The organism is Enterobacter sp. UPMP2061, assembly GCF_053709615.1.
Window position 1 is genome coordinate 165,147 of sequence record NZ_JBSKJP010000001.1, and the last position, 26,270, is coordinate 191,416.

The window sequence follows — 26,270 nt, forward strand, 5'->3', positions numbered from 1 at the left end:
TTCAGGAAAAGACCGCGTGCGATTATTTGCCCAATTAAGCTGGTACTTTCGTCGGGAGTGGCAACGCTACCTCGGCGCGGTGGCCCTGCTTATTATCATTGCCATTCTGCAACTGATCCCGCCCAAAGTGGTGGGTTACGTCGTGGATGGCGTTACGGAACAACATTACACCGCCGCACGGGTGATGATGTGGGGCGGTACGCTGGTGCTGACGGCCGTGGTGGTTTACCTGCTGCGTTATGTCTGGCGAGTGCTGCTGTTCGGCGCGTCCTATCAGCTTGCCGTTGAGCTGCGCGAGGACTTTTACCGCCAGCTGAGCCGCCAGCACCCTGAGTTTTATCTGCGTCACCGTACCGGGGATCTCATCGCCCGCGCCACTAACGATGTAGACCGCGTGGTGTTTGCCGCCGGTGAAGGGGTGCTAACGCTGGTGGATTCCCTGGTGATGGGCTGTGCGGTACTGATTGTGATGTCTACGCAAATTAGCTGGGAGCTCACGCTGCTGGCGCTGCTGCCGATGCCGCTGATGGCGCTGGCAATTAACCGCTACGGCGAGCAGCTCCATGAACGCTTTAAGCTGGCGCAGGCGGCGTTCTCGTCGCTGAACGATCGCACCCAGGAGAGCATGACCAGCATCCGCATGATTAAAGCGTTTGGTCTGGAAGATCGCCAGTCCGCGCTGTTTGCCGCCGACGCCGCCGATACCGGCGCGAAAAACATGCGCGTGGCGCGTATTGATGCCCGTTTCGATCCGACAATTTATATTGCGATTGGCATGGCGAACCTGCTGGCAGTGGGCGGCGGCAGCTGGATGGTGGTGCAAGGCACGATGACCCTCGGGCAGTTAACCAGCTTTGCGATGTACCTTGGGCTGATGATCTGGCCGATGCTGGCGCTGGCCTGGATGTTTAATATCGTTGAACGCGGGAGCGCCGCTTACAGCCGTATCCGCGCCATGCTGGCGGAAGTGCCGGTCGTGAACGATGGCAGCGAGCCGGTGGCGGAAGGTCCGGGTATTCTCAAGGCTGATATCCGCGCCTTTATCTACCCGCAAACGGAACATCCGGTGCTTGAGAACGTCAGTTTCACGCTGCGTCCTGGTCAGATGCTGGGCATCTGTGGCCCGACGGGTTCCGGTAAAAGCACCATTCTGTCACTGATTCAGCGCCATTTTGACGTGAGCGAAGGCGATATCCGTTTCCACGACGTCCCTCTGCCACGTCTGCTGCTGGATGACTGGCGCAGCCGCCTGGCGGTCGTCAGCCAGACGCCGTTTTTGTTTTCAGACACCATTGCCAACAATATCGCGCTCGGGTGTCCGACGGCGACACAGGACCAGATCGAGCACGTGGCGCGTCTGGCCAGCGTCCACGAGGATATTCTGCGCCTGCCGCAGGGCTACGACACGGAAGTGGGTGAGCGGGGCGTTATGCTCTCCGGCGGACAAAAACAGCGTATCTCTATTGCCCGCGCGCTGCTGCTGGACGCTGAGATCCTGATACTGGATGATGCGCTGTCCGCGGTTGACGGGCGTACTGAACATCAAATTTTGCATAACCTTCGCCAGTGGGGAGAGGGGCGCACGGTCATCATCAGCGCGCACCGTCTGTCGGCCCTTACCGAAGCCAGCGAAATTCTGGTGCTTCAGCACGGGCATATTGCTCAGCGTGGTCAGCATGAGCAGCTTGCCGGGCAGACCGGATGGTATCGGGATATGTACCGCTATCAACAGCTTGAAGCCGCGCTGGATGAGGAGGTCGCCGATGCGTAAGTTTGGACAGATGTGGCCGACGTTAAAACGGCTGCTGGCCTATGGCTCGCCGTGGCGCAAACCGCTTTCCATCGCCGTGCTGTTGCTGTGGATCGCCGCGATTGCGGAGGTGACCGGTCCGCTGCTTATCAGCTATTTCATCGACAATATGGTGGCGAAAAACTATCTGCCGCTGGGGCTGGTGACGGGGCTGGGCGTGGCGTATGTCGGCCTACAGCTGACGGCGGCGGGGCTGCACTATGCGCATTCGCTGCTGTTTAACCGGGCCGCCGTGGGCGTGGTCCAGCAGCTTCGCACGGATGTGATGGATGCCGCGCTGCGCCAGCCGCTGAGCGAGTTTGATACTCAGCCGGTCGGGCAGGTTATTTCGCGCGTCACCAATGACACCGAGGTGATCCGCGACCTCTATGTAACCGTTGTCGCAACGGTTCTGCGCAGTGCCGCGTTGATTGGCGCGATGCTGGTGGCGATGTTCAGCCTGGACTGGCGTATGGCGCTGGTGGCGATCGCTATTTTCCCGGCGGTGCTGATTGTGATGGTAATTTACCAGCGCTACAGCACGCCGATTGTTCGTCGCGTGCGCGCTTACCTCGCAGATATCAATGATGGCTTCAACGAAGTGATCAACGGCATGAGCGTTATCCAGCAGTTTCGCCAGCAGGCGCGTTTTGGCGAGCGAATGGGAGAAGCCAGCCGCTCGCACTATATGGCGCGGATGCAGACGTTACGGCTGGATGGCTTCCTGTTACGCCCGCTGCTGAGCCTCTTCTCTGCGCTGGTGCTGTGCGGGCTGTTGATGCTGTTTGGCCTGACGACGCGCGGAACCATCGAGGTGGGGGTACTGTACGCATTTATCAGCTACCTTGGACGCCTTAACGAACCGCTGATTGAACTCACCACGCAGCAATCGATGCTGCAACAGGCAGTGGTCGCGGGCGAACGTGTATTCGAGCTGATGGACAGGCCGCGTCAGACCTATGGCGATGACGAACGCCCGCTGGAAAGTGGATCCATAGCGTTTGATCATGTCTCGTTTGCCTACCGCGACGACCAGCTTGTCTTGCAGGATATCAACCTCGAGGTACCGTCGCGCGGTTTTGTCGCCCTGGTTGGGCATACCGGCAGCGGCAAAAGCACGCTCGCCAGTTTGCTGATGGGCTACTATCCGTTGACGCAAGGGGAGATCCGTCTGGACGGACGGCCGCTTGCCGCGCTTAGCCACAACGCGTTACGTAAGGGCGTCGCGATGGTGCAGCAGGATCCGGTGGTACTGGCGGATACCTTTTATGCCAACGTGACGCTGGGACGACCTTTCACGCCTGAGCAGGTATGGGAGGTGCTGGAAACGGTGCAGCTTGCGGATCTGGCGCGCGGGTTAAGCGAGGGGATCCATACCCGGCTGGGTGAGCAGGGCAATAATCTCTCGGTCGGGCAAAAGCAACTTCTTGCGCTGGCGCGCGTGCTGATTGAGACGCCACAGGTGTTAATTCTGGATGAAGCGACCGCAAGCATTGACTCCGGTACCGAGCAGGCGATCCAGCAGGCGCTGGCTGCCGTGCGGGATCGCACTACGCTGGTGGTAATCGCCCACCGCCTCTCAACGATCGTCGATGCTGATACCATTCTGGTGTTGCACCGTGGCCAGGCCGTTGAACGGGGGACGCACAGAGCGCTGCTTGAGGCAAAAGGACGCTACTGGCAGATGTATCAGTTGCAGCTGGCAGGCGACGAACTGGCCGCCAGCGAGCGCGAGGAAGAATCACTCAGCGCCTGATGCACCATAACAAGGCAATGCGCTAACAGACTTAACCGTTGGTGCAAAACTGAAACGCACCCTGCACTGTCATGGTGCGTTTTTTTTCATCCCTACCCGGCGCATGCGCGCCGCGGCGCTTTCCTCCTCACCTTTCACTTCTGGCACACCCTTTGCAATATCCCTTTCGTGTTAGCTGCGGCCATTACCGAATTCTGACTGGAGGGGATATATGAAGCTGGTTACGGTGGTAATCAAACCATTCAAACTCGAAGACGTGCGTGAAGCGCTGTCTTCCATGGGTATTCAGGGACTGACTGTCACCGAAGTGAAAGGCTTTGGGCGTCAGAAAGGTCATGCCGAGCTTTATCGCGGGGCGGAATACAGCGTTAACTTCCTGCCAAAAGTGAAGATTGATGTGGCGATTGCCGACGATCAGCTTGATGAGGTGATTGATGTCGTCAGCAAAGCAGCCTACACCGGAAAAATTGGCGACGGCAAAATTTTCGTTGCCGAACTACAGCGCGTCATTCGCATCCGTACCGGCGAATCTGACGAAGCGGCGTTGTAAGTAACTCCTGGCACACAGTGATAGGGATCGAGAAAATGAAGAAAGCAACAATGAAAACAGGTCTGGGTTCGCTGGCACTGCTGCCGGGCCTGGCAATGGCTGCACCTGCTGTGGCAGACAAAGCCGATAACGCCTTTATGATGATTTGCACCGCGCTGGTGCTGTTCATGACGATTCCGGGGATCGCGCTGTTTTACGGCGGCCTGATCCGCGGCAAGAACGTACTCTCCATGCTGACGCAGGTTGCCGTCACGTTCGCGCTGGTGTGCGTGCTGTGGGTGGTTTACGGTTACTCGCTGGCCTTCGGGGAGGGCAACGCCTTCTTCGGCAACGTTAACTGGGCGATGCTAAAAAATATCGAACTGACCGCAGTGATGGGCAGCTTCTATCAGTATATTCATGTCGCGTTTCAGGGTTCATTCGCCTGCATCACCGTGGGGCTGATTGTGGGCGCGCTGGCTGAGCGTATCCGCTTCTCTGCGGTACTGATTTTCGTGGTGGTCTGGCTGACGCTCTCCTATATCCCGATTGCGCATATGGTCTGGGGAGGTGGTCTGTTGGCTTCCCATGGCGCGCTGGACTTTGCGGGCGGTACCGTTGTGCACATCAACGCCGCGGTAGCAGGTCTGGTAGGCGCATACCTGATTGGTAAGCGCGTGGGCTTCGGGAAGGAAGCATTCAAGCCGCACAATCTGCCGATGGTCTTTACCGGCACCGCCATCCTCTATTTTGGCTGGTTCGGCTTCAACGCAGGTTCAGCCAGCGCCGCTAACGAAATCGCCGCGCTGGCCTTCGTGAATACCGTTGTGGCAACCGCCGGCGCTATCCTCTCATGGGTATTTGGCGAGTGGGCCGTTCGCGGCAAGCCATCGCTGCTGGGTGCCTGTTCCGGGGCGATTGCCGGTCTGGTAGGTATTACGCCAGCGTGCGGTTACGTGGGCGTGGGCGGTGCGCTGCTGATCGGTATCGTCGCAGGACTGGCGGGGCTGTGGGGCGTTACCGCACTGAAACGTGTTCTGCGCGTTGACGATCCGTGTGATGTATTCGGCGTACACGGTGTGTGCGGCATCGTCGGCTGTATCATGACCGGTATCTTTGCTGCCCAATCTCTGGGCGGAGTAGGTTACGCAGAAGGCGTGACCATGATGCATCAGGTGCTGGTACAGCTGGAAAGCATCGCGATCACCGTTGTCTGGTCCGGTGTTGTGGCCTTTATCGGTTACAAGCTGGCTGATATGACCGTTGGGCTGCGCGTGCCGGAAGAGCAGGAGCGCGAAGGCCTGGACGTCAACAGCCACGGCGAGAATGCCTATAACGCATAATTTGAGTGCCTTGCCGGGCGGCGGCTTCGCCTTACCCGGCCTGAAAAAGCACAATTCGCAGGCCCGGTGAGCGCAGCGCCACCGGGCTTTTTACATCACCCGCGATTACGCATCACACCTTCCTGCACGGTAGAAGCCACCAGCACGCCATCCTGAGTGTAAAACTCCCCGCGTACAAAGCCGCGCGCGCTGGACGCAGAGGTACTTTCCACGCTGTAAAGCAGCCATTCGTTCATATCGAATGGACGGTGGAACCACATGGAATGGTCAATTGTGGCTACCTGCATCCCTTTTTCGAGGAAGCCCACACCGTGCGGCTGTAGCGCAACCGGCAGGAAGTTGAAATCCGACGCATACCCCAGCAGGTACTGATGCACGCGTAAATCTGCGGGTACGCTGCCGTTGGCGCGGATCCACACCTGGCGGGCGGGCTCAGCGGTATGCCCCTTCATTGGGTTATGAAATTCGACCGGGCGGATCTCCAGCGGTTTATCGCACAGAAACTTCTCTTTTACCTGCGGCGGCAGCAGATGCGCGAGAGCGCGGGCAATTTCGGTTTCCGATTTCAGATCGTCCGGCGACGGGGCAGACGGCATCTTTTTTTGATGCTCATAGCCCGGCTCTGGCGCCTGGAACGAGGCGGTCATGTAGAAGATGGGTTTGCCATGCTGGATGGCCGCCACGCGACGGGCGCTGAAGCTTTGACCGTCACGCAGAACTTCCACGTCGTAAACAATCGGTTTAGCGCTGTCACCGGGGCGTAAAAAGTAGCTGTGAAACGAGTGCACCAGACGGTCTGCCGGGACGGTCTCCCTGGCGGCATACAGCGCTTGCCCCACGACCTGGCCGCCAAAAACCTGGCGTAAGCCTAAATCTTCGCTCTGTCCGCGAAATAGCCCTTCTTCTATTTTTTCCAGGTTCAGTAATGTCAGCAGATTGTTCAGTGCCTGACTCATAGTGGTCCTCAATAAACGCCGTGGCGAAAGATACGCTGAGTATAACCCAGAAATGAAAGTGGTCCGATGGGTAGAATAATCTTAATATCCGGACGAAATTAGGCATAAATCCGTGATTTGTGCCACACTTGTATTCGTTATGTGAATAAAACGACATCAGATGGGATCGATCCCGCTGGTGCATTGATGATAAGGAGACTTCAATGAAACTCGTGCCTATGCTCAGTGGTGTAGCAATTGCGGTAGCGTTGTCCGCCTGTGCTGGTAAGAGTGCCGATGTACCGGTGCCAACAGCAAGCGCAAACGGGATTAACACCCTTTCACAGCAAGCTATTCAGCAGCCAAATGTTTCCGGTACGATCTGGATCAAACAGAAGGTTGCGCTGCCGCCGGATGCGGTTTTAACGGTCACGCTGTCTGATGCTTCCCTGGCGGATGCGCCGTCCAAAGTGCTTGCGCAGCGCGCGGTTCGTACAGAGGGTAAACAGGCGCCGTTCAGCTTTGTGCTGCCGTACAACCCGTCTGACGTGCAACCCAATGCGCGTATCCTCCTGAGCGCGGCGGTAACGATCAACGATAAGCTGGTCTTTATCACCGATACCGTGCAGGAAGCGGTCAACAAAGGCGGCACCAAAATCGACCTGACCCTGGTACCGGTGCAGCAAACTGAAGTACCTGTTGCAACGCAGAACAATCAGCCGACTCTGCCTACACCGCCAACACAGCTGTAATTCTCTTTCGCCCTCTCCATGTTGACGGGAGAGGGCGTCAGTACTCCCAGCGATACTTCTGCATATCAATTTGTCCTGCCCCGGACACCTGCACCCCTTCTGAAAGTAAAGCCTGACGCTGGCGCTGCAAGTCTGGCCCGGTGAGGGAAATGGCGCCATGGCGATTGACGACCCGGTGCCACGGTAACGTGCTTCCTTCCGGTAGCCTCCTCAGCACGCCGCCTACCTGACGCGCCGCGCGCGGAGAACCCGCCAGCCGGGCGACTTCCCCATAGGTCGTGACACAGCCTTCCGGGATCGAGGCTACGATTTGCCAAACTCGCTGTGGGAAAGTGTCATGTTCGTCCATTGTTTCTCCTGCGGGAAATCAGCGAAGGGTAATGTTATACGAAGATAAAGAAGATTGTCGGGGCAGTTTGCGCAATAATCCAGCATCCGGTTGCCAGCAGCTTGCAATTGAGGTGCTCCGCAGGGATAATGCGCCAGCGCGTTGGTTATCAACGCTCTCAATGGGGGCTCTGTTGGTTCTCCCGCAACGCTACTCTGTTCACCAGGTCAGGTCCGGAAGGAAGCAGCCAGGGCAGACGACGTGGGTGCCGGGATGTAGCTGGCAGGGCCCCCACCCATTTGAGCTCCTCTCCAGTCGTTCCCCTGAATAAACCTTCTAAATTATGTGACTATTGTATTTTTTGTAATGCAACCTTCATTTAACTGAAATAATAATGTCATAAACCTGTAATAATAGACTGTCATTTTATTTTTCGATGCCTTTATTCTGTTATAAGCTAAAAAATATATATCTGGATAACAAACTTATCTTCGTGTATTAAATTAAACACGTGTTCCGAAAGGATGTGACAATCATGGTTACTGCGGTTTTAAACGTTAAAATTGATGAAGCGCTAAAAGAAAGACTTCGCCACTATGCGGAAGACAATAATGAGAATTTAAGCGTGACCACAGAGAAACTGCTGCTGCTGGCATTTGAAGCAGTAGAAGAGGCGGGAGTATCGGAAGAGGATGTTGATAATCAGCATACGGAAGAAGAGAGCGTAACTCCATTTACTCCTAAAGAAATCAAAGCACTACGTAAACTTCTGAAGAAGAGAAAATGAAACAACAACTATCGACTGCCAGTGACTACAACGAGGCCTGCAATCTGTTACGTTCCGGCTACGTGAAACATGTTCGTCTTGGCTGGAATGTAGGAAGTGATGAGTTCTTTCGTATTGCGTCTGACTGGTGTGATACCGGTGCAAAAATAAAGAAAGAAGGGGATAATTTCATTATTTCGCTGAAAGGCTTCCCGATTCCACCTCAACATTAAGTTGTTCTTCATGAAAACTGCTGACTGCATGCGATACAGTCAGCAGTTTTTATTGTTTCTGGCGAATAATTTACACCAGGCTCCGTTTTACTGGCGCTACACTTTTATTTAATGCACGCCACAGCGGTTTGATCCGCAATAATGCCTCTTCAAGTTCTGGTGAACTGAGTGAGAAGGGCATACGCAGGTAGCGGTCAAACGCGCCTGATAGTCCAAAACGCGTGCCGGTGCCCATAATGATGCCTGTCGTTTCGGCGCGTGCCGCCAGCTGTGTCGCCAGCATGCCGGGTAATTCAATCCAGTATGAAAGCCCTCCCTCCGCTTCCTGAAACCGCCATTCGGGGAAATGTTCCCGCAGCATCTGGCCGCAGCGGTCGCGCCGTTCTGCCAGCATTTGCCGCCGGGCAGGCAGGAAGGTTGCACTGTTTTCGATAAGCCACAGCGTGGCCAGCTGTTCCAGCACCGGCGAGCCCAGATCCAGCGTGTCGCGCGTTTGCGCGAGGGTGGCGATAGTGCGTGACGAGGCGCGGATCCAGCCGAGACGCAGCCCACCCCAGAAGCTTTTACCTGCGGAACCCAGCGTCATCACCGTGGCCTCCGGGTTAAAGGCGGCCAGCGGCGGCGGCGGGGGAACATCGAACCAGAGATCGACCATGGTTTCATCCACCACCAGCGTGGTGCGGGTCTGCGCGGCGATGTCGGTTATGGTCTGGCGTGTCGCGGCATCCATGCAACGTCCGGTTGGATTATGAAAATCCGGCATCAGATAGGCCAGACGCGGGGCGGTCTGGGCAAGCGTTGCGGCAAAACCGTCGGTATCCCAGCCCGTTTCAGGCAGCGAAACGCCCACGGGCCGGCATAGCGCCCCCTGAATAGCGGCTATCGCCAGCGGGTAGGTGGGATGATCCACCACCACGCGATCCCCGGGACCGGTCATCATTCTTAAGATCAGGGCGAAGCCGCTGACGGCGCCGTTCACTACCATCACTTCGTCTGCCCGGGTGGGCAGACCGCGTGCGGTGTAGCGGGCGGCGATAGCTTCACGCAGCGCCGGAAGCCCAAGCTGATCGTACCCGGTCAGCGCCAGATTCGGCGTGATGGCCGTCAGCGCGTGGGCGTAGGCCTGGTGGATCTCTGGTCCCGCGTTGAGTGCGGCGGTTGAGAGATCCAGCGCCGCGCTGGCAGTAGAAAGCGTGGGCACGGCGCGGCGGTCTGGCAGGATCGCCCGCGAACCGCTGCCGTGACGGCTCTCCAGATAACCCTCTTCCCGCAGATGCGCCAGCGCGCTGCTGATGGTGGTGCGGCTTACGCTCAGAGCGGCGGCCAGTTCCCGCTCTCCGGGCAGGCGCGTGTTTAACGCCAGCCTGCCATCCAGAATTAACAGGCGTAACGCGTCAGCCAGCTGGCGCCACAGAGGGGTGCGGGAAGAGGCTTGCTGCCAGTGCCCTAACAGGCGAACCAGAGACTGGCTACCAAAACGACGTGATGACATGTGCAGTCCACTATTTGAAAACTGGACATTAATCATAGTGCCATTTTCACCGAAGATGGAACCTGGTTCTTCGGAGAAGAGAAAATGGTACGTCGTCTGGTACAACTTTATGTCGGTTTAGGCCTGTATGGGCTTTCAACCGCGATGTTTATTCGTTCGGATCTGGGTGTCGACCCGTGGGATGTCTTTCACCTTGGCGTCGCCATCCAGACCGGGATGAGTATCGGCACGGTGATTATTTTAACCGGGGCCGCGGTGCTGCTGCTGTGGATCCCGCTGCGTCAGCTGCCGGGACTGGGTACTATCAGTAATGTGATTTGTATTGGTCTGGCGGCCGATGCGTCAATGGCGCTGATCCCTGAGCTCACCTCGCTGCCCGTGCGCATCACCCTGCTGGTTTCCGGCATTGTGGTTAACGCCCTTGCCACCGGGATGTATATCGGCGCGGGTTTTGGCGCAGGCCCGCGCGACGGTCTGATGACCGGCATACATACCCGGCTGGGCTGGTCGATCCGCAGCGTGCGTACCGCGATCGAGGTGACCGTGTTGATCGTCGGCTACCTCCTCGGGGGAGCGTTTGGCGTTGGAACCGTACTGTATGCATTAACCATCGGCCCGCTGATCCAGCTCTGTTTGCCGTGGTTTCGGCAGAGACCGCGCATTCAGAAAGCCGCGCGGCCGGAGCGGATTGTTTAATTTTGCGAAGCGCTCACAGGCTATGATGGCGTAACTGTGTCAGAATAGAGACTTCTCTTTTACGACGCCAGAATGTATGAAAGCGATCACTCTTTATGACGTTGCCCGCGTGGCGGGCGTTTCCTATCAGACCGTTTCCCGGGTGATTAACGACGCAGAACACGTTTCTGCCCGTACGCGGGAAAAGGTCCGGCAGGCCATGGCGGCGCTACACTATGTGCCTAACCGTGGCGCGCAGCAGCTGGCCGGGAAACGTACCCGCACGCTGGGGCTGATGACCAGCGATCTGGCGCTGCATGCGCCGTCGCAAATCGCCTCAGCTGTAAAATCCCGGGCAGTGGAGCAGGGGGCTAGCGTACTCATCTCCATGGTGGAGCAACCCGCGCAGTGTCAGGCTGCTTTGCAGGAATTACTGGCGCAGCGCGTGGAGGCGCTGCTGGTGAACGTTCCGCTGGAAGATGCACAGGCAGAAATGCTTCAGGAAATGGCCTCGCCGACCCCGGTTCTTTTTCTCGATGTTTCCCCCACAGCTCGGGTTAACAGCCTTGTTTTCAATGCCGAACAGGGCGCTGGCCTGGGGGCAGAGCATCTGCTTTCGCTGGGGCACCAGCGAATTGCGCTGCTCGCCGGGCCGGAAAGTTCTGTCTCTGCCCGGGCTCGTCTGGCGGGATGGAAAACCACGCTGGCCCGGGCCGGCGTGGAGGCGTTTGCGGTGGCGCAGGGCGACTGGAGCGCGGCCTCGGGCTATGAGAAAGGGCATCAGCTCCTGGCGGGCGCGCAGCTGCCGGAGGCGATCCTCGTCGCTAACGATCAGATGGCGCTTGGCGTTTTACGCGCCTGTGCGGAAAAAGGCGTTGCGGTACCGGGGCAGATCTCGGTTGTCGGGTTTGATGATACGGCTGACAGCGCGTGGTTTTCACCTCCGCTCACCACCGTTCGGCAGGCGTTCCGCGAGGCCGGTGAGCGCAGCGTGGAGCGGCTGATGGCACCTGCCCATCACGACGAATGCTGGCAGGAACAACTTCCCGTTACGTTGATCGTGCGTCATTCCACCGCGCCGCGCGCCGCACAGCAGGCCGATCGTGAAGATCTGGCGCAACAGCTCAGAACTCTGGCGCTGCTGGCGGAGAAGCTGGCGCGCAGCTAGCACTTTTGTGATCGTGCTCGCCTGGTGACGATCAAAGTCTTTACCGCCACCGTTTACCAGGGCATGTTGGCTAAAATTGTGAGCGCTTCGCAAAGAGGTTGATATGTCTTCTACATTGCCGCTGACCCTCAGCGCACTTCTGGCGCGTCGTGACTGGGAAAACCCGGGCGTGACGCAGTGGAATCGTCTGGCCGCACACGCGCCTTTTCATAGCTGGCGCGATGATACCTTCGCCCGCGAGGATAAGCCTTCGCTGAGCAAGCGTCTGCTTAATGGCGTCTGGCGATTCAGCTTTTTCCCGGCGCCAGAGCAGGTTCCCGAGACATGGTTAACGGACGATCTGGCTGACGCCGTTGAGATGCCCGTGCCGTCGAACTGGCAGATGGAGGGATTTGATACTCCCATCTATACCAACGTCACCTATCCGATAAATGTGAACCCGCCGTATGTTCCGGCTGAAAACCCAACCGGTTGTTACTCGCTCACATTTGATATGGATGACGCCTGGCTGTGCAGCGGGCAAACCCGCATTATTTTTGACGGGGTGAATTCAGCTTTTCATCTGTGGTGTAACGGCCAGTGGGTGGGTTATTCGCAGGACAGCCGTCTGCCTGCGGAGTTCGATCTCAGCGCGGTGCTGCGACCGGGGCAGAACCGTCTGGCGGTGATGGTGTTACGCTGGTGCGACGGAAGCTACCTGGAAGATCAGGACATGTGGCGGATGAGCGGCATTTTCCGCGACGTCTCGCTGCTGCACAAGCCGGAAACGCGAATTGCCGATTATCAGATCGTGACCGATCTGAATGCCGAATGCGATCGGGCGATACTCCGGGTTGACGTTGCGCTGGAAGGCTCACGCTACGCCGAATGCGAGGTGGCGTTTACCCTGTGGCGTAATGGCGAAGCCTGCGCGCAAACCACGCAGCAGCCCGGATCGGCCATCGTGGACGAACGCGGCAGTTGGGCTGAACGGCTTACGGTGGCGATACCCGTGAACGCTCCCGCGCTGTGGAGCGCTGAAACACCGGAATGCTATCGGCTGACAATGTCGCTTCGGGATGCGCAGGGTAACGTGCTGGAGACTGAAGCCTGCGATGTCGGTTTCAGACGCGTCGAAATCAGCAACGGCCTGCTGAAGCTTAACGGCAAACCGCTGCTGATCCGCGGCGTGAACCGTCACGAACATCATCCTGAGAAGGGGCAGGTGATGGATGAGGCGACCATGCGCCGCGACATCGAACTGATGAAGCAGCATAACTTCAACGCCGTGCGCTGCTCGCATTATCCGAACCATCCTCTGTGGTACACGCTTTGCGATCGCTACGGCCTGTACGTGGTCGATGAGGCGAATATTGAAACCCACGGCATGGTGCCGATGAGCCGCCTGGCGGACGATCCGCGCTGGTTGCCTGCCATGAGCGAACGCGTAACGCGTATGGTGCAGCGGGACCGGAATCATCCGTCCATCATCATCTGGTCCCTGGGGAATGAGTCCGGGCATGGGGCGAATCACGATGCGCTGTACCGCTGGCTGAAAACCGCCGATCCCACGCGGCCGGTGCAGTACGAAGGCGGTGGCGCCAGTACGGCCGCTACCGATATTGTCTGCCCGATGTATGCCCGCGTCGATCAGGATCAGCCATTCCCGGCGGTGCCAAAGTGGTCGATTAAAAAGTGGATCGGCATGCCGGACGAAACCCGTCCGCTGATCCTGTGCGAGTATGCTCACGCGATGGGCAACAGCTTTGGCGGCTTTGCCAGCTACTGGCAGGCATTCCGCAGCCATCCCCGGTTGCAGGGCGGATTTGTCTGGGACTGGGTCGATCAGGCGCTGACGAAAAAAGCGGAAGACGGCACGGCATTCTGGGCCTACGGCGGCGATTTTGGCGATAAGCCCAACGACCGTCAGTTCTGCCTCAACGGGCTGGTGTTTCCCGATCGCACTCCGCACCCCGCCCTTTACGAGGCGCAGCGTGCCCAGCAGTTCTTTACCTTTACGCTGGTGAGCACCGTTCCGCTGGTCGTCGAGATCCAGAGCGAATATCTGTTCCGTCATACTGACAACGAATATCTGCGATGGTCGGTGGCGCGTGACGGTGCGGTATTGGCCTCCGGCGAAACACCCCTTTCTGTTGCGCCTCAGGAGACGCAGCGCGTTGAGATCCCGCTGCCTGAGCTTGACGCTGAGCCGGGCGAGGTCTGGCTCAACGTGGAGATCGTTCAGCCGCAGGCCACGCCGTGGTCGCCGCCCGGCCACCGTTGTGCCTGGGATCAGTGGCCGCTCCCGGCTCCGCTGTACCTTGCGCCACCGAAAGCAGGCGGAACCCCTCCGCAGCTAACGGTGCAGGACGAGGCGCTGGACATTACTCATCAGCAGCAGCGCTGGCAGTTTAGCCGTCTCACCGGAAACCTGGCCCAGTGGTGGAACGAGGGCGCTGAAACGCTCCGTTCCCCGCTAACGGATAACTTCACCCGCGCGCCGCTGGACAATGACATTGGCGTCAGCGAGGCGACCCGCATCGATCCGAACGCGTGGGTGGAACGCTGGAAAGCGGCAGGGATGTATGGGATGTCCGCGCGCCTCCTCCAGTGTGAAGCGGAGCAGCATGCCCGTGAGGTGGTGGTGACCACGCAGCACGTGTGGGAGCATCAGGGTAAAGCGCTGTTTATCAGCTGCAAGCTCTGGCGGATTGATGACCACGGGGTGCTGCACGGTGATGTGCAGGTGACGGTGGCGTCTGACATTCCTGAGCCCGCTCGCGTGGGCCTGAGCGTTATGCTGGCGGATATCCCGGAAACGGTGCGCTGGCTGGGGCTAGGCCCGCTGGAGAACTATCCGGACAGAAAACTGGCGGCGCAGCAGGGGCGCTGGGCGTTACCGCTGGAAGAGATGCAGACGCCGTATATCTTCCCGACGGAGAACGGTTTGCGCTGCGACACCCGCGAGCTGACGTTTGGCTCCCATCAGTTGCAGGGACAGTTCCATTTCTCCCTGAGCCGTTATAGCCAGCGGCAGCTGCATGAGACAACGCATCAGCATTTTCTGCGGGAAGAGGCTGGCTGCTGGTTAAATCTTGATGCGTTTCACATGGGCGTAGGGGGAGACGACTCATGGAGCCCGAGCGTAGCCCCGGCCTTCATTCTGCAAAACCGCCGGCTGCGCTACACGTTTAGCTGGCAGCAGAACGGCTAAGCAGAAGCGTGCGGCCACTGCCGTGGCCGCAATGCTTATCTCAGGATCCCGCTTACGCCGTGAATGCTCATATAAACTCCGACTATCGCGATCAGTGCCGCTGAGATCCACGGCGCCTTGCGCGAAAAGGCGCTAAAGCCGGGCCAGCGCTTCGCCGCATGTTTCATGCTTAATGCGGCAATTGCGCCAGAGGCGACGAGAGTGAGCGCCAGCCCGATACTGAAACTGAACACCAGCGTGGCGCCGAGCGCGAAATGTTTCAGTTGCAGGCAGATCAGCAGCACCGTAATGGAGGCCGGACAGGGGATAAGCCCACCGGTCAGGCCGAATAGCGCGATTTGCCCGGTGGTGACCTCTTTACCGTTGAAGCGTCGGTTAATGTCCTGAGCGTGTGCGCGCTGGTGGGCATCCTGCCACTCCTCTTCAACCAGAGGAGACGTGTGGTCGTGATGATGCGCGTGGTCGTGATGATCATGATGGTGATGATGATCATCATGCTGGTGATGCGGCTGGCTCTCATGCCAGGTTCGCCACGCCATCCACAGGGCGATCAACACGATCAGAACCCCGGAAATCAACTGAAACCAGGGCTCAGATGTATCTGCGTCCCATCCCCGACCAAACCATAATCCTGCCATCGCAATGATCCAGACGACCGCCGTATGAGACAGCGTTGCGGACAACCCAAGCAACACTGCCTGTTTCAGCGTACCGCGGATCGCCACGATGAAAGCCGCCATCATTGTTTTTGAATGGCCTGGCTCGAGGCCGTGGAGCGCGCCAAGCAGGATGGCGCTGGGGACAAACAGCCAGGCGTTACCCTGCTGTAGAAGAGAAGAAAAATCGTTCATTGAACATTCCGGGGTGGAAAACATGCCGAGAATACTACTCCCCCCCAGTAGTATAATACTACCCCCCAGTAGAAAAATACCCAGGGGGAGTAGAGCGTGATATGCTTTTTACGCCACCAAAGAGGAGCTAAGCGATGTCACACACAGTTCGTGATAAAAAGAAGTTATTGACCCGCCTGAAAAAAATTCAGGGGCAAAGCGCTGCGCTGGAAAAAATGCTCAACAGCGATCATGAATGCGCCGAGGTGTTACAGCAGCTGGCGGCGATCAGGGGCGCGGTAAACGGCATGATGATGCAAGTGATTGAGGGACATTTAACCGATCACGTGGTGAAAGAGCCAGAGGAAGCGCAGCGCGAGGCCGATCTCGGGGTCGTGATGCAGGTGATCAAATCGTACCTTAAGTAATGTGCTTCTCCAGATTGTGCCCGGCCCAGAGAATGAAATCCTCTTTAGGCAGCGCCTTGCTGAAATACCAGCCCTGGCCGTACTGCACGCCGTGGCGATGCAACCATTCGATCTGCCCTTCAGTTTCAATGCCTTCTGCGACCATCGCCAGTTTAAGCGATTTGGCCATTTCGATGATGTGGGGAGTCACGTTCTTGTACTCCAGCGCATCCACAAAGGATTTATCAATCTTCAGGGTATCGACATCCAGATCCTGCAAATAGCTCAGGCTGGAGTAACCCGTACCAAAATCATCAATGTAGATAGCGTGCCCGGCGCGGCGAAACGCAGCGATGGCAGGCACGCTGACGGCGGGATCGGCAAAACCGCGCTCGGTTAATTCAAGGGCGATCTGGCGCGGGTGGACGCCCCATTTGTTGAGCAACTGACTCAGCTGGCGAGGCAGCTCGGGGGACGTTAAATCCGATGGCGCAAGGTTGACAGAAATGTGCAGTTCCGGATGATGATGCAGCCAGGCGCCTAAATCCTCAAACACCTTATTCACCACCAGCTGCGTCAGCGTTGAAATAAGCCCCGTCTGCTCAGCCAGCGGCACAAAGAGATTGGGCGACAGGTGACTGCCATCTGGCTGCGGCCAGCGCATCAGCGCTTCAGCACCCACCAGTTTTCCACTGCACAGCGCCACGATGGGCTGATAGTAAACCTCGATCTCCCGGTTGTTGATTGCGTCGATCAGGCGGTGACGCGGGGACAGCAAACGGCGGAGGATGCGCAGGACAATAAGGGCAGCAGCCAGGCTTAGCAAGATGCCAGCCGGTAGCCAGATGATCAGCTGCTGGTGCCAGGATTCCGCCAGCGGTTTTAACGACGCCCACGCGATCACCGTAAACCCCAGTTCGGGTACAGGTTTCAACACGTACATCGAGCCGTTGTATTGTACGCGCGTAACGTCCTGCTGCTCCTTAACGACAGAAAGAATATACGGGTCGACAATATTGCTTCTGGCAAATATCCGATGGGTTTCACTGCCCACCAGGGCGGCATCCATCGAAATTTCACCAAACGGGACAACATCCACAAGCGAGGCAGGATCAACCATCACCAGATAATGTCCTTTCCCCAGAACGGCCATATAACGGTGAATGCCGAGGTCGTTTTGCGAGGTGAGCCACGCGCTATACCCGTCTGCGGTGATCCGCATCGGGGGCGGCAAGATCGCCGTATTACTGGATTGTTCCAGGGATGAGCAGAGCGGCTTCAGGTTATCGGTATACATCACTTCCTGAATATAGCGCCAGGAGAATGCAACCCGACGCATCTCGCGTAAATGCGGGGGAGTGCAGGGCGGGGCGCGGAATGTCTGTAGGTGCGTGAGCGCCTGTTTTGCCTGCGCAACGACTCTGTCGGTACGGATCAGGACGCGCGAGGCATAGCTGTCCAGAGCGTCCACAAATTTATCCTCTGCCTGACGATGCGCCAGCCAGATACTGAGGCACACAGGGACCAGCACAGAGAAGATCAGTATGCCTGTTACCAGGCTGACCAGATGTCGGGTTCGCATGCTGCTTTATCCTTTCCATATGCCCACCTTGGGCCTGGAGTTTGCGCGCCAGAAGAAAAAGTTTTTTATCGCTAAATGATATAGTTATAGCATGTGACAGTCTCAGGCAGGTATCTGAATCAACCTTTCAAAAACAGGCTGTGCGTCACAGGGGTTGTTTTTGCAGTAAAGCTCAGATAGTATTTTGTTATGTTATAACAACACATGAAGGCCAGAGATGAAACCGAATATCCATCCAACCTATCGCACCGTTGTGTTTCACGACACCACGGCGAATGAATACTTTAAAGTCGGCTCAACAATTAAGACAGACCGTGAAATTGAGCTGGAGGGGAAAACGTATCCCTACGTTACCCTTGATGTCTCCTCTAAATCACATCCGTTTTATACCGGGAAGCAGAAGACCTTCTCGACGGATGGCAGCGCGGCACGCTTCCGCAAGCGTTTTGGTGGCTTTCTTGATGCGAAGCGAGGCTAATCATGCAGGTGCTGAACTCATTGCGCAGTGCAAAACAGCGTCACCCGGATTGCCAGATAGTCAAACGCAAGGGACGCTTATACGTGATTTGCAAATCTAACCCGCGCTTTAAGGCGGTGCAGGGACGTAAAAAAAGACGCTAGACGCGCGTCTCTCGCCAGCTTTCCAGGGATCTTTTCTGTTTGCCATCGGCGGTAAAATTGTCGGTGGCAAGCCAGCTTTCAAACGCGCTCGCCAGCGCTGGCCACTCTTTGTCGAGAATTGAAAACCAGTCGGTGTCCCGGTTTCGGCCTTTAATGACCAGCGCCTGGCGAAAACGCCCTTCAAACTGAAAGCCCAGACGCAGAGCCGCTTTGCGGGATGGTTCGTTCAGGCTGTTGCACTTCCATTCATAACGCCGGTAGCCCAGGGTATCGAACACGTACCGCATCAGCAGATACTGCGCTTCTGTCGACATGGGCGTGCGACTTAACAGTGACGAGAAGTGAACATGTCCCACTTCCACAACGCCGTTTTTAGGATCGATCCGCATCAGGGACAGCGTCCCGACAGGAGACTGGGTCTGGTTATCGATAACGGTAAAGTGGATGGGATCGGCTAATTCGCTCACGCTCGCCACCCATTCGGCAAACTCCTCTGCGGTGGCATCGGGTTCACGCAGCAGCCACGTCCAGCTTCGGGTATCTCCGGCCAGGGAATACGCAGAGAACAACGCCGGGGCATGCTCCACGCGCAGAGGCTCAAGCCGACAATAGCGACCCTGAAGTATCACCCGGGACGGGTGCGGGCGAGGCTGCCAGTCGATGAGGCTTTCGCCAACAGGTTGTCCAAACTCATTGAATGTATTCATCTTTATTCCCGTCACATTGAAAAGATCTCCAGATTAATGAATTGCTGGTTCCTTAAAAAGAACCACCAGGCTATGTTTTTCTGGTACCACGAGGAGGAAAGATGAATATACCGGGTGATGAGCTTTACACCTTGCTCCATGCTGCGCTGAAAAAACGTGGGGAAGAGACGCTCCAGCGTGCGCTCTATCTTGCTTTGCGGGAGGCCATACTGTGCGGAAGGCTTCGATCCGGCAGCCATTTGCCCGGCTCACGAACGCTGGCGCAGCAGATCTCTGTGTCCCGAAATACCGTCAACGCGGCGCTGGACCAGCTCACGCTCGAAGGTTATTTGCTGCGTAGCCGCCAGGGCACGCGGGTGGGGCAATTCGCTCCTCGGACGATTGCCCGGACATTACCGGACCCGGACGTCAGGCTGACAAAACGTGTCGCCCTGCTGCCCGCGCCTGTGCCGCGCGACACTCCGGTGATGGCGTTTACGCCGGGAACGCCTGCCATCAACTATTTCCCCTTGCCGCTGTGGCGGCGGTTGTACGATCGCGTCCTGCGCGAGGAGGGAAGCGCCCTGTTAGGGTATGGCGACCCGGCCGGCGAGCCGACGCTGCGGGCCGCCATTGCCCGCCATCTTGCGCTCTCCCGCGGCATTGACTGCGATGCCAGCCAGATAGTGATAACCGAAGGGGCGCTGGAGGGCGTCAATCTCTGCACGATGCTGTTAAGCGAGCCGGGGGATGTCGCCTGGGTGGAAAATCCCGGCTATAGCGGCGCCAAAAGCGCTTTTGTCAAAACCGGCCTGGCGATGACAGGCATACCGGTGGATGACGAGGGGATGTGCTGGGAAGGGCTGTCTGCGCCTTCACCCACGCTGATTTTTACCTCGCCATCGCATCAGTTCCCTTGCGGAAGCGTGCTCAGCGCGCGGCGGCGTCTGGCGCTGCTGGAACTGGCCCGGCAGCACAGCGCGTGGATCATTGAGGATGATTACGACAGCGAATTTCGTTATACCGGTGAGCCCGTCCCGGCGATGCTGGGAATGGTCAACAATGCGCCCGTTGTGTATCTGGGGACGTTCAGCAAAACGCTGTTTCCATCGCTCCGGATGGGGTTCATGGTGTTACCGCCAGCGCTGGCGAAGGCGGCGCGTCCGGCCATCGGCTCGCTGCTGCGCGGCGGGCATCGCGCTGAACAGCGCACCCTGGCGCTGTTTATTGAGGAAGGCCACTATGCACGACATCTTGCCGCCATGCGCCGCCTTTATCGTAAGCGTTACCGCCAGCTGCGGGAGGTGCTGAGCGCAGAGCTTCATACGCCGCACCGTGTTCTTGCCGGGGAAGGGGGAATGCATCTGACGCTGGCAATTGACGGTATCGACGACCAGCGGCTGGTGGAGCAGGCGAGAGCGTTTCAGCTGGCACCCGCTGCGCTGAGCGGGTATTACCTTGAGACGAAGCAGGGGCAAACCGGTCTGGTTTTAGGTTACGGTAATACCTCTGCTTCGCAGTTTGCGCCGGGTATCCGACGTCTTCAGGCGCTCATTACACAGCAGTGGGGCGGGAAAGGGTAAAGACATCATAAAAAGAGAGCTGGCCCTTAGTGATGACCATTTTCTGCAACTTCTCTTTTTGCCCGGCTTCGACGGCCGGCGAGTGCAGGATGCTGTCGATCAGCTCCTTCGGCACGTAGCGCGTGTTGTACCACTCCCCGTTGTAGCACACGCGGAAATCGAGTACGTCGATATCTTCATACCGGTAACGCGGATTGACGTCGAAAAAGAAAAACGCGTTAAACACCACGAACAGCACAACCAGTAGCCAGACGGAATCGACCAGTGTTTCAGACTTCAGCATGACGATAAGCGTTGCCAGCCAGGCGGCGTACATGGCGACGAACAATCCGGGGTGTTTGCGAATAAAGCTGATGCTAAAGCGCGGGCGATTGTCGCGCTTTTCGCGGGTATTGAGATCGTCGATGGTGGCGGTAAGCAGGCGCTGTATCTCTGTCATTTTTTGCCTTTATGATTGTTAAAAATACAGGTGATCTGCCTATTTTATGAGAGGGGTTTATGCGATGAAAGTAACAGTTATGCCAGGAAAAAGCATAACAGTTACTCAGGATGCGCTTAGATCATTTTAATGATTTTCGCCGGATTCCCGCCCACTACCGCATTGGCCGGCACGTCTTTGGTCACTACCGCGCCGGAAGCGATAACCGCATTATCGCCAATGGTCACGCCTGGATTAATCACCGCGCGTCCGCCGATCCAGACATTATCACCAATGGTGACCGGTTTACCGTACTCCAGCCCGCTGTTACGTTCGGTCGCATCCAGAGGATGCGTGGCCGTATAAATGTGCACTCCCGGCGCAAGCATACAGTTATCGCCAATGCGGACAGGGCAGACGTCCAGCATGACGCAATCGAAGTTAGCGTAAAAATTGTTGCCCAGATAGATGTTATACCCGTAGTCGCAGCGGAAGCTTGGCTCTATATAGGCACCTTCGCTTTGACCCAGTAGGTCAGCTAATAAGGCGCGACGTTCGGCCTTCTCATCGGGTGCGGTATGGTTATAGCGGTGAACAAGATGACGCGCGCGTAAACGGTCAGCCCTCAGCGTGTCATCGCCAGGGCGGTAATATTCACCTGCAATCATCTTCTGTTTTTCTTCACTCATGGGAACCTCTCTGGAATCGTTTTACGCAGCGTAAAGAGGATTAACCAGAAAGGGAACGTTCCCTAAAGGTGGCTGTGACGGGAGTCACAACATTCTTGCGCATAAATACGTTTTATACGGGAACCTGGCGTTTGCATTTGAAGCGTAATTCGAAAGGTAAATTCAGCTTAACAACGGGCGTAATGCCTTTACAGTCTCTCTTCAACGATTAACGAACAAATTTCCAAACCGAAGAGGGGATCTTGTCATACAGTTTATTCATGGTCAGCTCAGCAAGACGATGGTCGGCAGCTGAATAAAATACCGCCAGTTCATTATCAGACAGCTCGTATTTATTTTTCTCAATAACTCGTTCAAGGGTGTCAATTGACTGGCAGCGTCGCAGGCGCATCAAATAATCGACTTTTGTTAATGGTTTATCAGACATAAATTCACCTTAGTAATTGTAATAATTTTAACAGGAAAGACTAACCGGATTAGCTCTGCTGACATTAGTGAAGCAGCGAAATAGACGGTTTCCTGATTTACGCCATTTCTGCAAATCCTGTGCGTTAATGCCGTAGCTGCTGAACAACATAAAGGTGTCGTCCAGGTATTCATCAATTTGCTCTATCAACTTATTATCTTCATTGTACTTAATTTTATAATTAAGTGCGAAGGTGGCGATATGCTCGATCAGCTCGTTAAGCTGTAAATTGATAGCAGACGTTGGATCGTTCACCCAGCCATGGTTACTTTCTTCAAGATTGGCAAGGCAGTCATGGTACAAGGATTCGCAGAGAAATTTCAACTGCGCGATATCATGCCTTTTTGGCGAGTACTCGTCCATAGCGCATCCCCTTCTGAGTGATTTTTTACTCACCGAACATCATGTCGGGATGGATACAACTTGCTTAGCCACACGGGAGCTGTGTTCCTGATAACTCTAACTATAAGCCACTCTGATCAAGATTTCACCGCGCTATTACGAAAAATTACAATTAAATCGTTACTGTTCGAGCCTTTACGCAAATCTACCTTTTGCAGCGAACGCGTTAATCAATAAAAAAGCCGATTTTTATCGGTTCCTTAGAATTCATTGAGTTAGCGCAAAGTTTCATGTGAAGTCCGAAACCAGATATCTTCAGATATTTTCCATTGCTTAGGAATAATCCGAATAATTTACGTCACGAAATGATAATAAAAGTATGCTGAGTTCCTGGTGTAAGTTATCGGCCTATTATGATAGGCCTTATTAAAAAGGAGGAAAATAAATAGAAAGGCAATAGGTCTATTTTATGATTTTTTCTGAAAAAGAAAAAGGCCGCAAATGCGGCCTTTTTATCATGTGAAACCGGTATCAGTGATGTTCTACCGAATGATTGTGCTCAACGTCTTCATTCTTACGGCTGAAGCGGCGGCGAACCACCACGAAGAACACCGGTACGAAGAAGATCGCAAGAACGGTCGCGGTTACCATCCCACCCATTACGCCGGTACCTACTGCGTTCTGTGCGCCGGAGCCCGCGCCGGAGCTGATAACCAGCGGCATAACGCCGAGGATAAATGCCAGGGACGTCATCAGGATTGGACGCAAACGCATACGAACGGCTTCCAGCGTTGCTTCAATCAGGCCTTTTCCTTCTTTCTCCATCAGATCTTTGGCGAATTCGACGATTAGTATCGCGTTCTTCGCCGACAAGCCAATGGTTGTCAGCAGGCCCACCTGGAAGTAAACGTCGTTGGTCAGCCCACGGAACGTTGCGGCAAGCAGCGCACCGATAACCCCCAGCGGAACCACCAGCATAACGGAGAATGGAATCGACCAGCTCTCATACAATGCCGCCAGACACAGGAACACCACAATCAGTGAAATGGCGTACAGGGCAGGGGCCTGGTTACCGGACAGACGTTCCTGGTAGGACATGCCGGTCCAGTCGTAGCCGACACCCGCAGGCAGTTTGCTGGCCAGTTCTTCCATCAGGTTCATGGCTTCACCGGTGCTTCGGCCCGGCGCTGCCTGACCGAGGATTTCCATCGATGGCAAGCCGTTATAACGCTCCAGACGCGGTGAACCGTATTCCCAGCGCGAGGTTGAGAAGGCGGAGAACGGCACCATCTGGCCATCGCTGCCGCGAACATACCAGTTGTTGATATCGTTCGGCAGCATACGGTATTGCGCTTCGGACATCACGTAGACTTTCTTCACGCGACCACGGTCGATGAAGTCGTTGACGTAGCTGCCACCCCAGGCTGCACCCAGCGTGGTATTAATGTCGCTGATGGAAACACCCAGCGCCTGCGCTTTTTCCTGGTCGATATCGATCTTGTACTGCGGCGTATCTTCCAGACCGTTAGGGCGAACGCCCACCAGCAGGTCAGGGTGTTTTGCCACCTCGCCAAACAGCTGGTTACGCGCCTGAGTCAGTTTTTCGTGGCCCAGACCGCCCTGGTCAATCAGCTGGAAGTCGAAGCCGGTCGCCGTACCCAGTTCAACAATCGCTGGCAGGTTAAAGGCGAAGACCATCGCATCTTTAATCTGTGAGAAGGTGCCCATCGCGCGGCCGGTAATGGCTTCTACCTTGTTCTCTGCGCCCGGACGTTCAGACCAGTCTTTCAGAGAAACGAAGGCGATACCGGTGTTCTGACCACGACCCGCGAAGCCAAAGCCGTTAACCGCAAACACGGATTCGACGTTGTCTTTCTCTTTGGTCAGGAAGTAGTCGGTCATCTCATCCAGCACCTTTTGCGTACGCTCTTGCGTCGCACCGGCCGGAAGCTGCGCCATACTCAGGAACACGCCCTGGTCTTCATCTGGCAGGAACGAGCTTGGCAGACGAACGAACAGGAAAGCCATCCCCACCACGATGATGATATAGAGCAGCAGGTAACGACCGGTGCTGCGCAGGATGTTACCCACGCTGTCGGTGTAGTGGTGCGTACTCTTATCAAACATGCGGTTGAACCAGCCGAAGAAGCCCTTATGCTCGCCGTGACCGCCTTTCTGAATCGGCTTCAGCATCGTCGCGCACAGGGCTGGCGTCAGGATCAGTGCAACCAGTACCGACAGCGCCATCGCCGAAACAATGGTGATGGAGAACTGACGGTAAATCGCACCGGTAGAGCCGCCAAAGAAGGCCATCGGGATAAATACCGCAGACAGTACCATCGCGATACCGACCAGCGCGCCCTGGATCTGGCCCATTGATTTACGGGTTGCTTCCTTCGGCGGCAGGCCTTCTTCCGCCATGACACGCTCGACGTTTTCGACCACCACGATGGCGTCATCCACCAGCAGGCCGATGGCGAGCACCATCCCGAACATCGTCAGGGTGTTTATCGAGTAGCCAAATATCGCCAGCACCGCGAAGGTCCCGAGCAGTACAACCGGCACGGCGATGGTTGGGATCAGCGTTGCGCGGAAGTTTTGCAGGAACAGGTACATCACCAGGAAGACGAGAATGATCGCCTCAACCAGTGTTTTCACCACTTCGTGAATCGAAATTTTAACGAATGGCGTGGTGTCATACGGATAAACGATTTTCAGACCTGACGGGAAGAACGGTTCCATCTTCTTCAGTTCTGCACGGATAGCCGTCGCGGTGTCCAGGGCGTTCGCGCCCGTCGCCAGTTTGATACCCAGACCGGAAGCCGGTTTACCGTTGAACTTCGCAATGATGTCGTAGTTCTCACCGCCCAGCTCAACCTTCGCCACGTCACGCAGGCGAACCTGCGAACCGTCCTGATTCACCTTCAGCAGAATTTTGCTGAACTCATCGGCGGAGGTCAGACGCGTTTGCGCGATGATCGACGCGTTAAGCTGCTGGCCTTTCACCGGCGGTGTACCACCCAACTGACCGGCGGCAACCTGGGCGTTCTGCGCTTTAATTGCGCTGATAACGTCAACCGGCGTCAGCTGGAAGTTGTTCAGTTTATTCGGATCCATCCAGATACGCATCGCGTACTGGGAACCGAACAGCTGAACGTCACCCACACCAGACGTACGGCTGATGGCGTCCTTCATGTTGGCGCCCACGTAGTCGGAAATATCCTCCTGCGTCATGGTGCCGTTGGTGTTGATCACGCCGACAACCATCAGGAAGCTACTGGACGATTTCTCGACGCTCACGCCCTGCTGTTGTACTTCCTGCGGCAGCAGAGGCATCGCCAGCTGCAATTTGTTCTGCACCTGAACCTGTGCAATGTCCGCATCCGTACCGGATTCAAAGGTCAGGGTGATCTGAACCGTACCGGTTGAGTCACTGTTTGAGGACATGTACATCAGGTTATCGATACCGTTCATGTTCTGTTCGATAACCTGCGTAACGGTATCCTGCACCGTTTTGGCATCAGCGCCCGGATAGGTTGCGGAGATCGTCACTGCCGGCGGCGCAATCGTTGGATATTGCGCGACAGGCAGCTTCAGGATCGCAAGTCCCCCGGCCAGCATGATGATTATGGCGATCACCCACGCAAATATGGGGCGATCGATAAAGAAATTAGGCATGTCTTAACG

At 56.3% G+C, this 26,270-nt stretch carries 25 protein-coding genes and 1 other RNA gene; 15 read left to right on the forward strand and 11 right to left on the reverse strand.

The window, feature by feature from the left end:
- Window positions 1–16: 16 nt before the first annotated feature.
- The 4 genes from ACWKXX_RS00820 to amtB all read left to right on the forward strand — a co-directional run bounded on the left by ACWKXX_RS00820 (window position 17) and on the right by amtB (window position 5,417).
- Complete coding sequence (locus tag ACWKXX_RS00820; protein WP_039271554.1) at window positions 17–1,771, forward strand: SmdA family multidrug ABC transporter permease/ATP-binding protein; 1,755 nt, start codon at window positions 17–19, stop codon at window positions 1,769–1,771.
- Window positions 1,764–3,545 carry a SmdB family multidrug efflux ABC transporter permease/ATP-binding protein gene (locus ACWKXX_RS00825; RefSeq protein ID WP_261666402.1) on the forward strand — a complete coding sequence of 594 codons (1,782 nt, stop codon included), beginning with the start codon at window positions 1,764–1,766 and terminating at the stop codon, window positions 3,543–3,545. The genes ACWKXX_RS00820 and ACWKXX_RS00825 overlap by 8 nt, the downstream gene beginning before the upstream one ends.
- 211 nt (window positions 3,546–3,756) lie before the next feature.
- A complete protein-coding gene (gene glnK / locus ACWKXX_RS00830) occupies window positions 3,757–4,095 on the forward strand; it encodes a P-II family nitrogen regulator (RefSeq protein WP_006809867.1) in 339 nt (112 codons plus the stop codon).
- Between the two features lie 35 nt (window positions 4,096–4,130).
- Complete coding sequence (gene amtB, locus ACWKXX_RS00835) at window positions 4,131–5,417, forward strand: ammonium transporter AmtB (protein WP_015571265.1); 1,287 nt, start codon at window positions 4,131–4,133, stop codon at window positions 5,415–5,417.
- 95 nt (window positions 5,418–5,512) lie between these two features.
- Here the strand turns inward: amtB and tesB are convergent, their stop codons facing one another.
- On the reverse strand, window positions 5,513–6,373 hold the full coding sequence (tesB, locus tag ACWKXX_RS00840; protein WP_039271549.1) for an acyl-CoA thioesterase II: 861 nt from the start codon (window positions 6,371–6,373) through the stop codon (window positions 5,513–5,515).
- Between the two features lie 203 nt (window positions 6,374–6,576).
- Here tesB and ACWKXX_RS00845 point away from each other — a divergent pair, with 203 nt between their 5' ends.
- Window positions 6,577–7,104, forward strand: a complete 528-nt coding sequence (locus ACWKXX_RS00845) for a YbaY family lipoprotein (protein ID WP_017383199.1) — start codon at window positions 6,577–6,579, stop codon at window positions 7,102–7,104.
- Between the two features lie 37 nt (window positions 7,105–7,141).
- On the opposite strand, the gene ACWKXX_RS00850 is transcribed toward ACWKXX_RS00845, so the two are convergent.
- Window positions 7,142–7,453: an MGMT family protein gene (locus tag ACWKXX_RS00850; protein WP_003859016.1), complete on the reverse strand. Its 312-nt coding sequence runs from the start codon at window positions 7,451–7,453 to the stop codon at window positions 7,142–7,144.
- 170 nt (window positions 7,454–7,623) lie between these two features.
- Here ACWKXX_RS00850 and ffs point away from each other — a divergent pair.
- The 3 genes from ffs to ACWKXX_RS00865 all read left to right on the forward strand — a co-directional run bounded on the left by ffs (window position 7,624) and on the right by ACWKXX_RS00865 (window position 8,431).
- Window positions 7,624–7,720: signal recognition particle sRNA small type (gene ffs / locus ACWKXX_RS00855), an RNA gene on the forward strand.
- Between the two features lie 247 nt (window positions 7,721–7,967).
- Complete coding sequence (locus tag ACWKXX_RS00860; RefSeq protein WP_006809862.1) at window positions 7,968–8,219, forward strand: hypothetical protein; 252 nt, start codon at window positions 7,968–7,970, stop codon at window positions 8,217–8,219.
- Window positions 8,216–8,431, forward strand: a complete 216-nt coding sequence (locus ACWKXX_RS00865; RefSeq protein WP_015571263.1) for a hypothetical protein — start codon at window positions 8,216–8,218, stop codon at window positions 8,429–8,431. Before ACWKXX_RS00860 ends, ACWKXX_RS00865 begins: the two co-directional genes overlap by 4 nt.
- A gap of 70 nt (window positions 8,432–8,501) precedes the next feature.
- Here ACWKXX_RS00865 and yczR read toward each other — a convergent pair whose 3' ends face one another.
- Window positions 8,502–9,923 (reverse strand): MocR-like transcription factor YczR, encoded by a 1,422-nt coding sequence (yczR, locus tag ACWKXX_RS00870; protein ID WP_045614997.1) that lies wholly within the window; start codon window positions 9,921–9,923, stop codon window positions 8,502–8,504.
- Between the two features lie 84 nt (window positions 9,924–10,007).
- Between yczR and yczE the strand changes: the two genes are divergently transcribed.
- The 3 genes from yczE (at window position 10,008) to ACWKXX_RS00885 (ending at window position 14,959) form a co-directional block, all read left to right on the forward strand.
- Window positions 10,008–10,619 (forward strand): membrane protein YczE, encoded by a 612-nt coding sequence (gene yczE, locus ACWKXX_RS00875; protein ID WP_017694403.1) that lies wholly within the window; start codon window positions 10,008–10,010, stop codon window positions 10,617–10,619.
- 76 nt (window positions 10,620–10,695) lie between these two features.
- On the forward strand, window positions 10,696–11,766 hold the full coding sequence (locus ACWKXX_RS00880) for a LacI family DNA-binding transcriptional regulator (RefSeq protein WP_017694402.1): 1,071 nt from the start codon (window positions 10,696–10,698) through the stop codon (window positions 11,764–11,766).
- A gap of 103 nt (window positions 11,767–11,869) precedes the next feature.
- Window positions 11,870–14,959 carry a beta-galactosidase gene (locus ACWKXX_RS00885; protein ID WP_039271544.1) on the forward strand — a complete coding sequence of 1,030 codons (3,090 nt, stop codon included), beginning with the start codon at window positions 11,870–11,872 and terminating at the stop codon, window positions 14,957–14,959.
- Between the two features lie 35 nt (window positions 14,960–14,994).
- On the opposite strand, the gene ACWKXX_RS00890 is transcribed toward ACWKXX_RS00885, so the two are convergent.
- Window positions 14,995–15,810 carry a nickel/cobalt efflux protein RcnA gene (locus tag ACWKXX_RS00890; protein ID WP_261666401.1) on the reverse strand — a complete coding sequence of 272 codons (816 nt, stop codon included), beginning with the start codon at window positions 15,808–15,810 and terminating at the stop codon, window positions 14,995–14,997.
- Between the two features lie 134 nt (window positions 15,811–15,944).
- Between ACWKXX_RS00890 and ACWKXX_RS00895 the strand changes: the two genes are divergently transcribed.
- Window positions 15,945–16,217: a metal-sensing transcriptional repressor gene (locus ACWKXX_RS00895; protein ID WP_015571258.1), complete on the forward strand. Its 273-nt coding sequence runs from the start codon at window positions 15,945–15,947 to the stop codon at window positions 16,215–16,217.
- Here ACWKXX_RS00895 and ACWKXX_RS00900 read toward each other — a convergent pair.
- Window positions 16,210–17,778, reverse strand: a complete 1,569-nt coding sequence (locus ACWKXX_RS00900) for an EAL domain-containing protein (RefSeq protein WP_086524294.1) — start codon at window positions 17,776–17,778, stop codon at window positions 16,210–16,212. The genes ACWKXX_RS00895 and ACWKXX_RS00900 overlap by 8 nt on opposite strands.
- A 217-nt stretch (window positions 17,779–17,995) precedes the next feature.
- Between ACWKXX_RS00900 and ACWKXX_RS00905 the strand changes: the two genes are divergently transcribed.
- Both ACWKXX_RS00905 and ykgO read left to right on the forward strand, forming a co-directional pair.
- On the forward strand, window positions 17,996–18,256 hold the full coding sequence (locus tag ACWKXX_RS00905; RefSeq protein ID WP_015571255.1) for a type B 50S ribosomal protein L31: 261 nt from the start codon (window positions 17,996–17,998) through the stop codon (window positions 18,254–18,256).
- A gap of 2 nt (window positions 18,257–18,258) precedes the next feature.
- On the forward strand, window positions 18,259–18,399 hold the full coding sequence (gene ykgO / locus ACWKXX_RS00910) for a type B 50S ribosomal protein L36 (protein WP_003859006.1): 141 nt from the start codon (window positions 18,259–18,261) through the stop codon (window positions 18,397–18,399).
- Here ykgO and ACWKXX_RS00915 read toward each other — a convergent pair.
- Window positions 18,396–19,106: a GNAT family N-acetyltransferase gene (locus tag ACWKXX_RS00915; RefSeq protein ID WP_017383207.1), complete on the reverse strand. Its 711-nt coding sequence runs from the start codon at window positions 19,104–19,106 to the stop codon at window positions 18,396–18,398. The genes ykgO and ACWKXX_RS00915 overlap by 4 nt on opposite strands.
- Window positions 19,107–19,207: 101 nt before the next feature.
- Between ACWKXX_RS00915 and pdxR the strand changes: the two genes are divergently transcribed.
- The gene (gene pdxR / locus ACWKXX_RS00920) at window positions 19,208–20,668 is read left to right on the forward strand and encodes a MocR-like pyridoxine biosynthesis transcription factor PdxR (protein ID WP_032647455.1); all 1,461 of its coding nucleotides are present in this window, start codon (window positions 19,208–19,210) and stop codon (window positions 20,666–20,668) included.
- On the opposite strand, the gene ACWKXX_RS00925 is transcribed toward pdxR, so the two are convergent.
- The 5 genes from ACWKXX_RS00925 to acrB all read right to left on the reverse strand — a co-directional run bounded on the left by ACWKXX_RS00925 (window position 20,640) and on the right by acrB (window position 26,261).
- Window positions 20,640–21,107 carry a YlaC family protein gene (locus ACWKXX_RS00925; protein ID WP_015571252.1) on the reverse strand — a complete coding sequence of 156 codons (468 nt, stop codon included), beginning with the start codon at window positions 21,105–21,107 and terminating at the stop codon, window positions 20,640–20,642. The two genes, pdxR and ACWKXX_RS00925, sit on opposite strands and share 29 nt — an antisense overlap.
- Window positions 21,108–21,223: 116 nt before the next feature.
- Window positions 21,224–21,775: a maltose O-acetyltransferase gene (gene maa / locus ACWKXX_RS00930; RefSeq protein ID WP_015571251.1), complete on the reverse strand. Its 552-nt coding sequence runs from the start codon at window positions 21,773–21,775 to the stop codon at window positions 21,224–21,226.
- A 208-nt stretch (window positions 21,776–21,983) separates the two neighbouring features.
- Entirely contained in the window at window positions 21,984–22,202 is a 219-nt protein-coding gene (locus ACWKXX_RS00935) for an HHA domain-containing protein (RefSeq protein WP_015571250.1), read from the reverse strand.
- Between the two features lie 27 nt (window positions 22,203–22,229).
- A complete protein-coding gene (gene tomB, locus ACWKXX_RS00940; protein ID WP_006809850.1) occupies window positions 22,230–22,604 on the reverse strand; it encodes an Hha toxicity modulator TomB in 375 nt (124 codons plus the stop codon).
- A gap of 510 nt (window positions 22,605–23,114) precedes the next feature.
- Window positions 23,115–26,261 (reverse strand): multidrug efflux RND transporter permease subunit AcrB, encoded by a 3,147-nt coding sequence (acrB, locus tag ACWKXX_RS00945; RefSeq protein ID WP_015571248.1) that lies wholly within the window; start codon window positions 26,259–26,261, stop codon window positions 23,115–23,117.
- Between the last annotated feature and the right edge of the window lie 9 nt (window positions 26,262–26,270).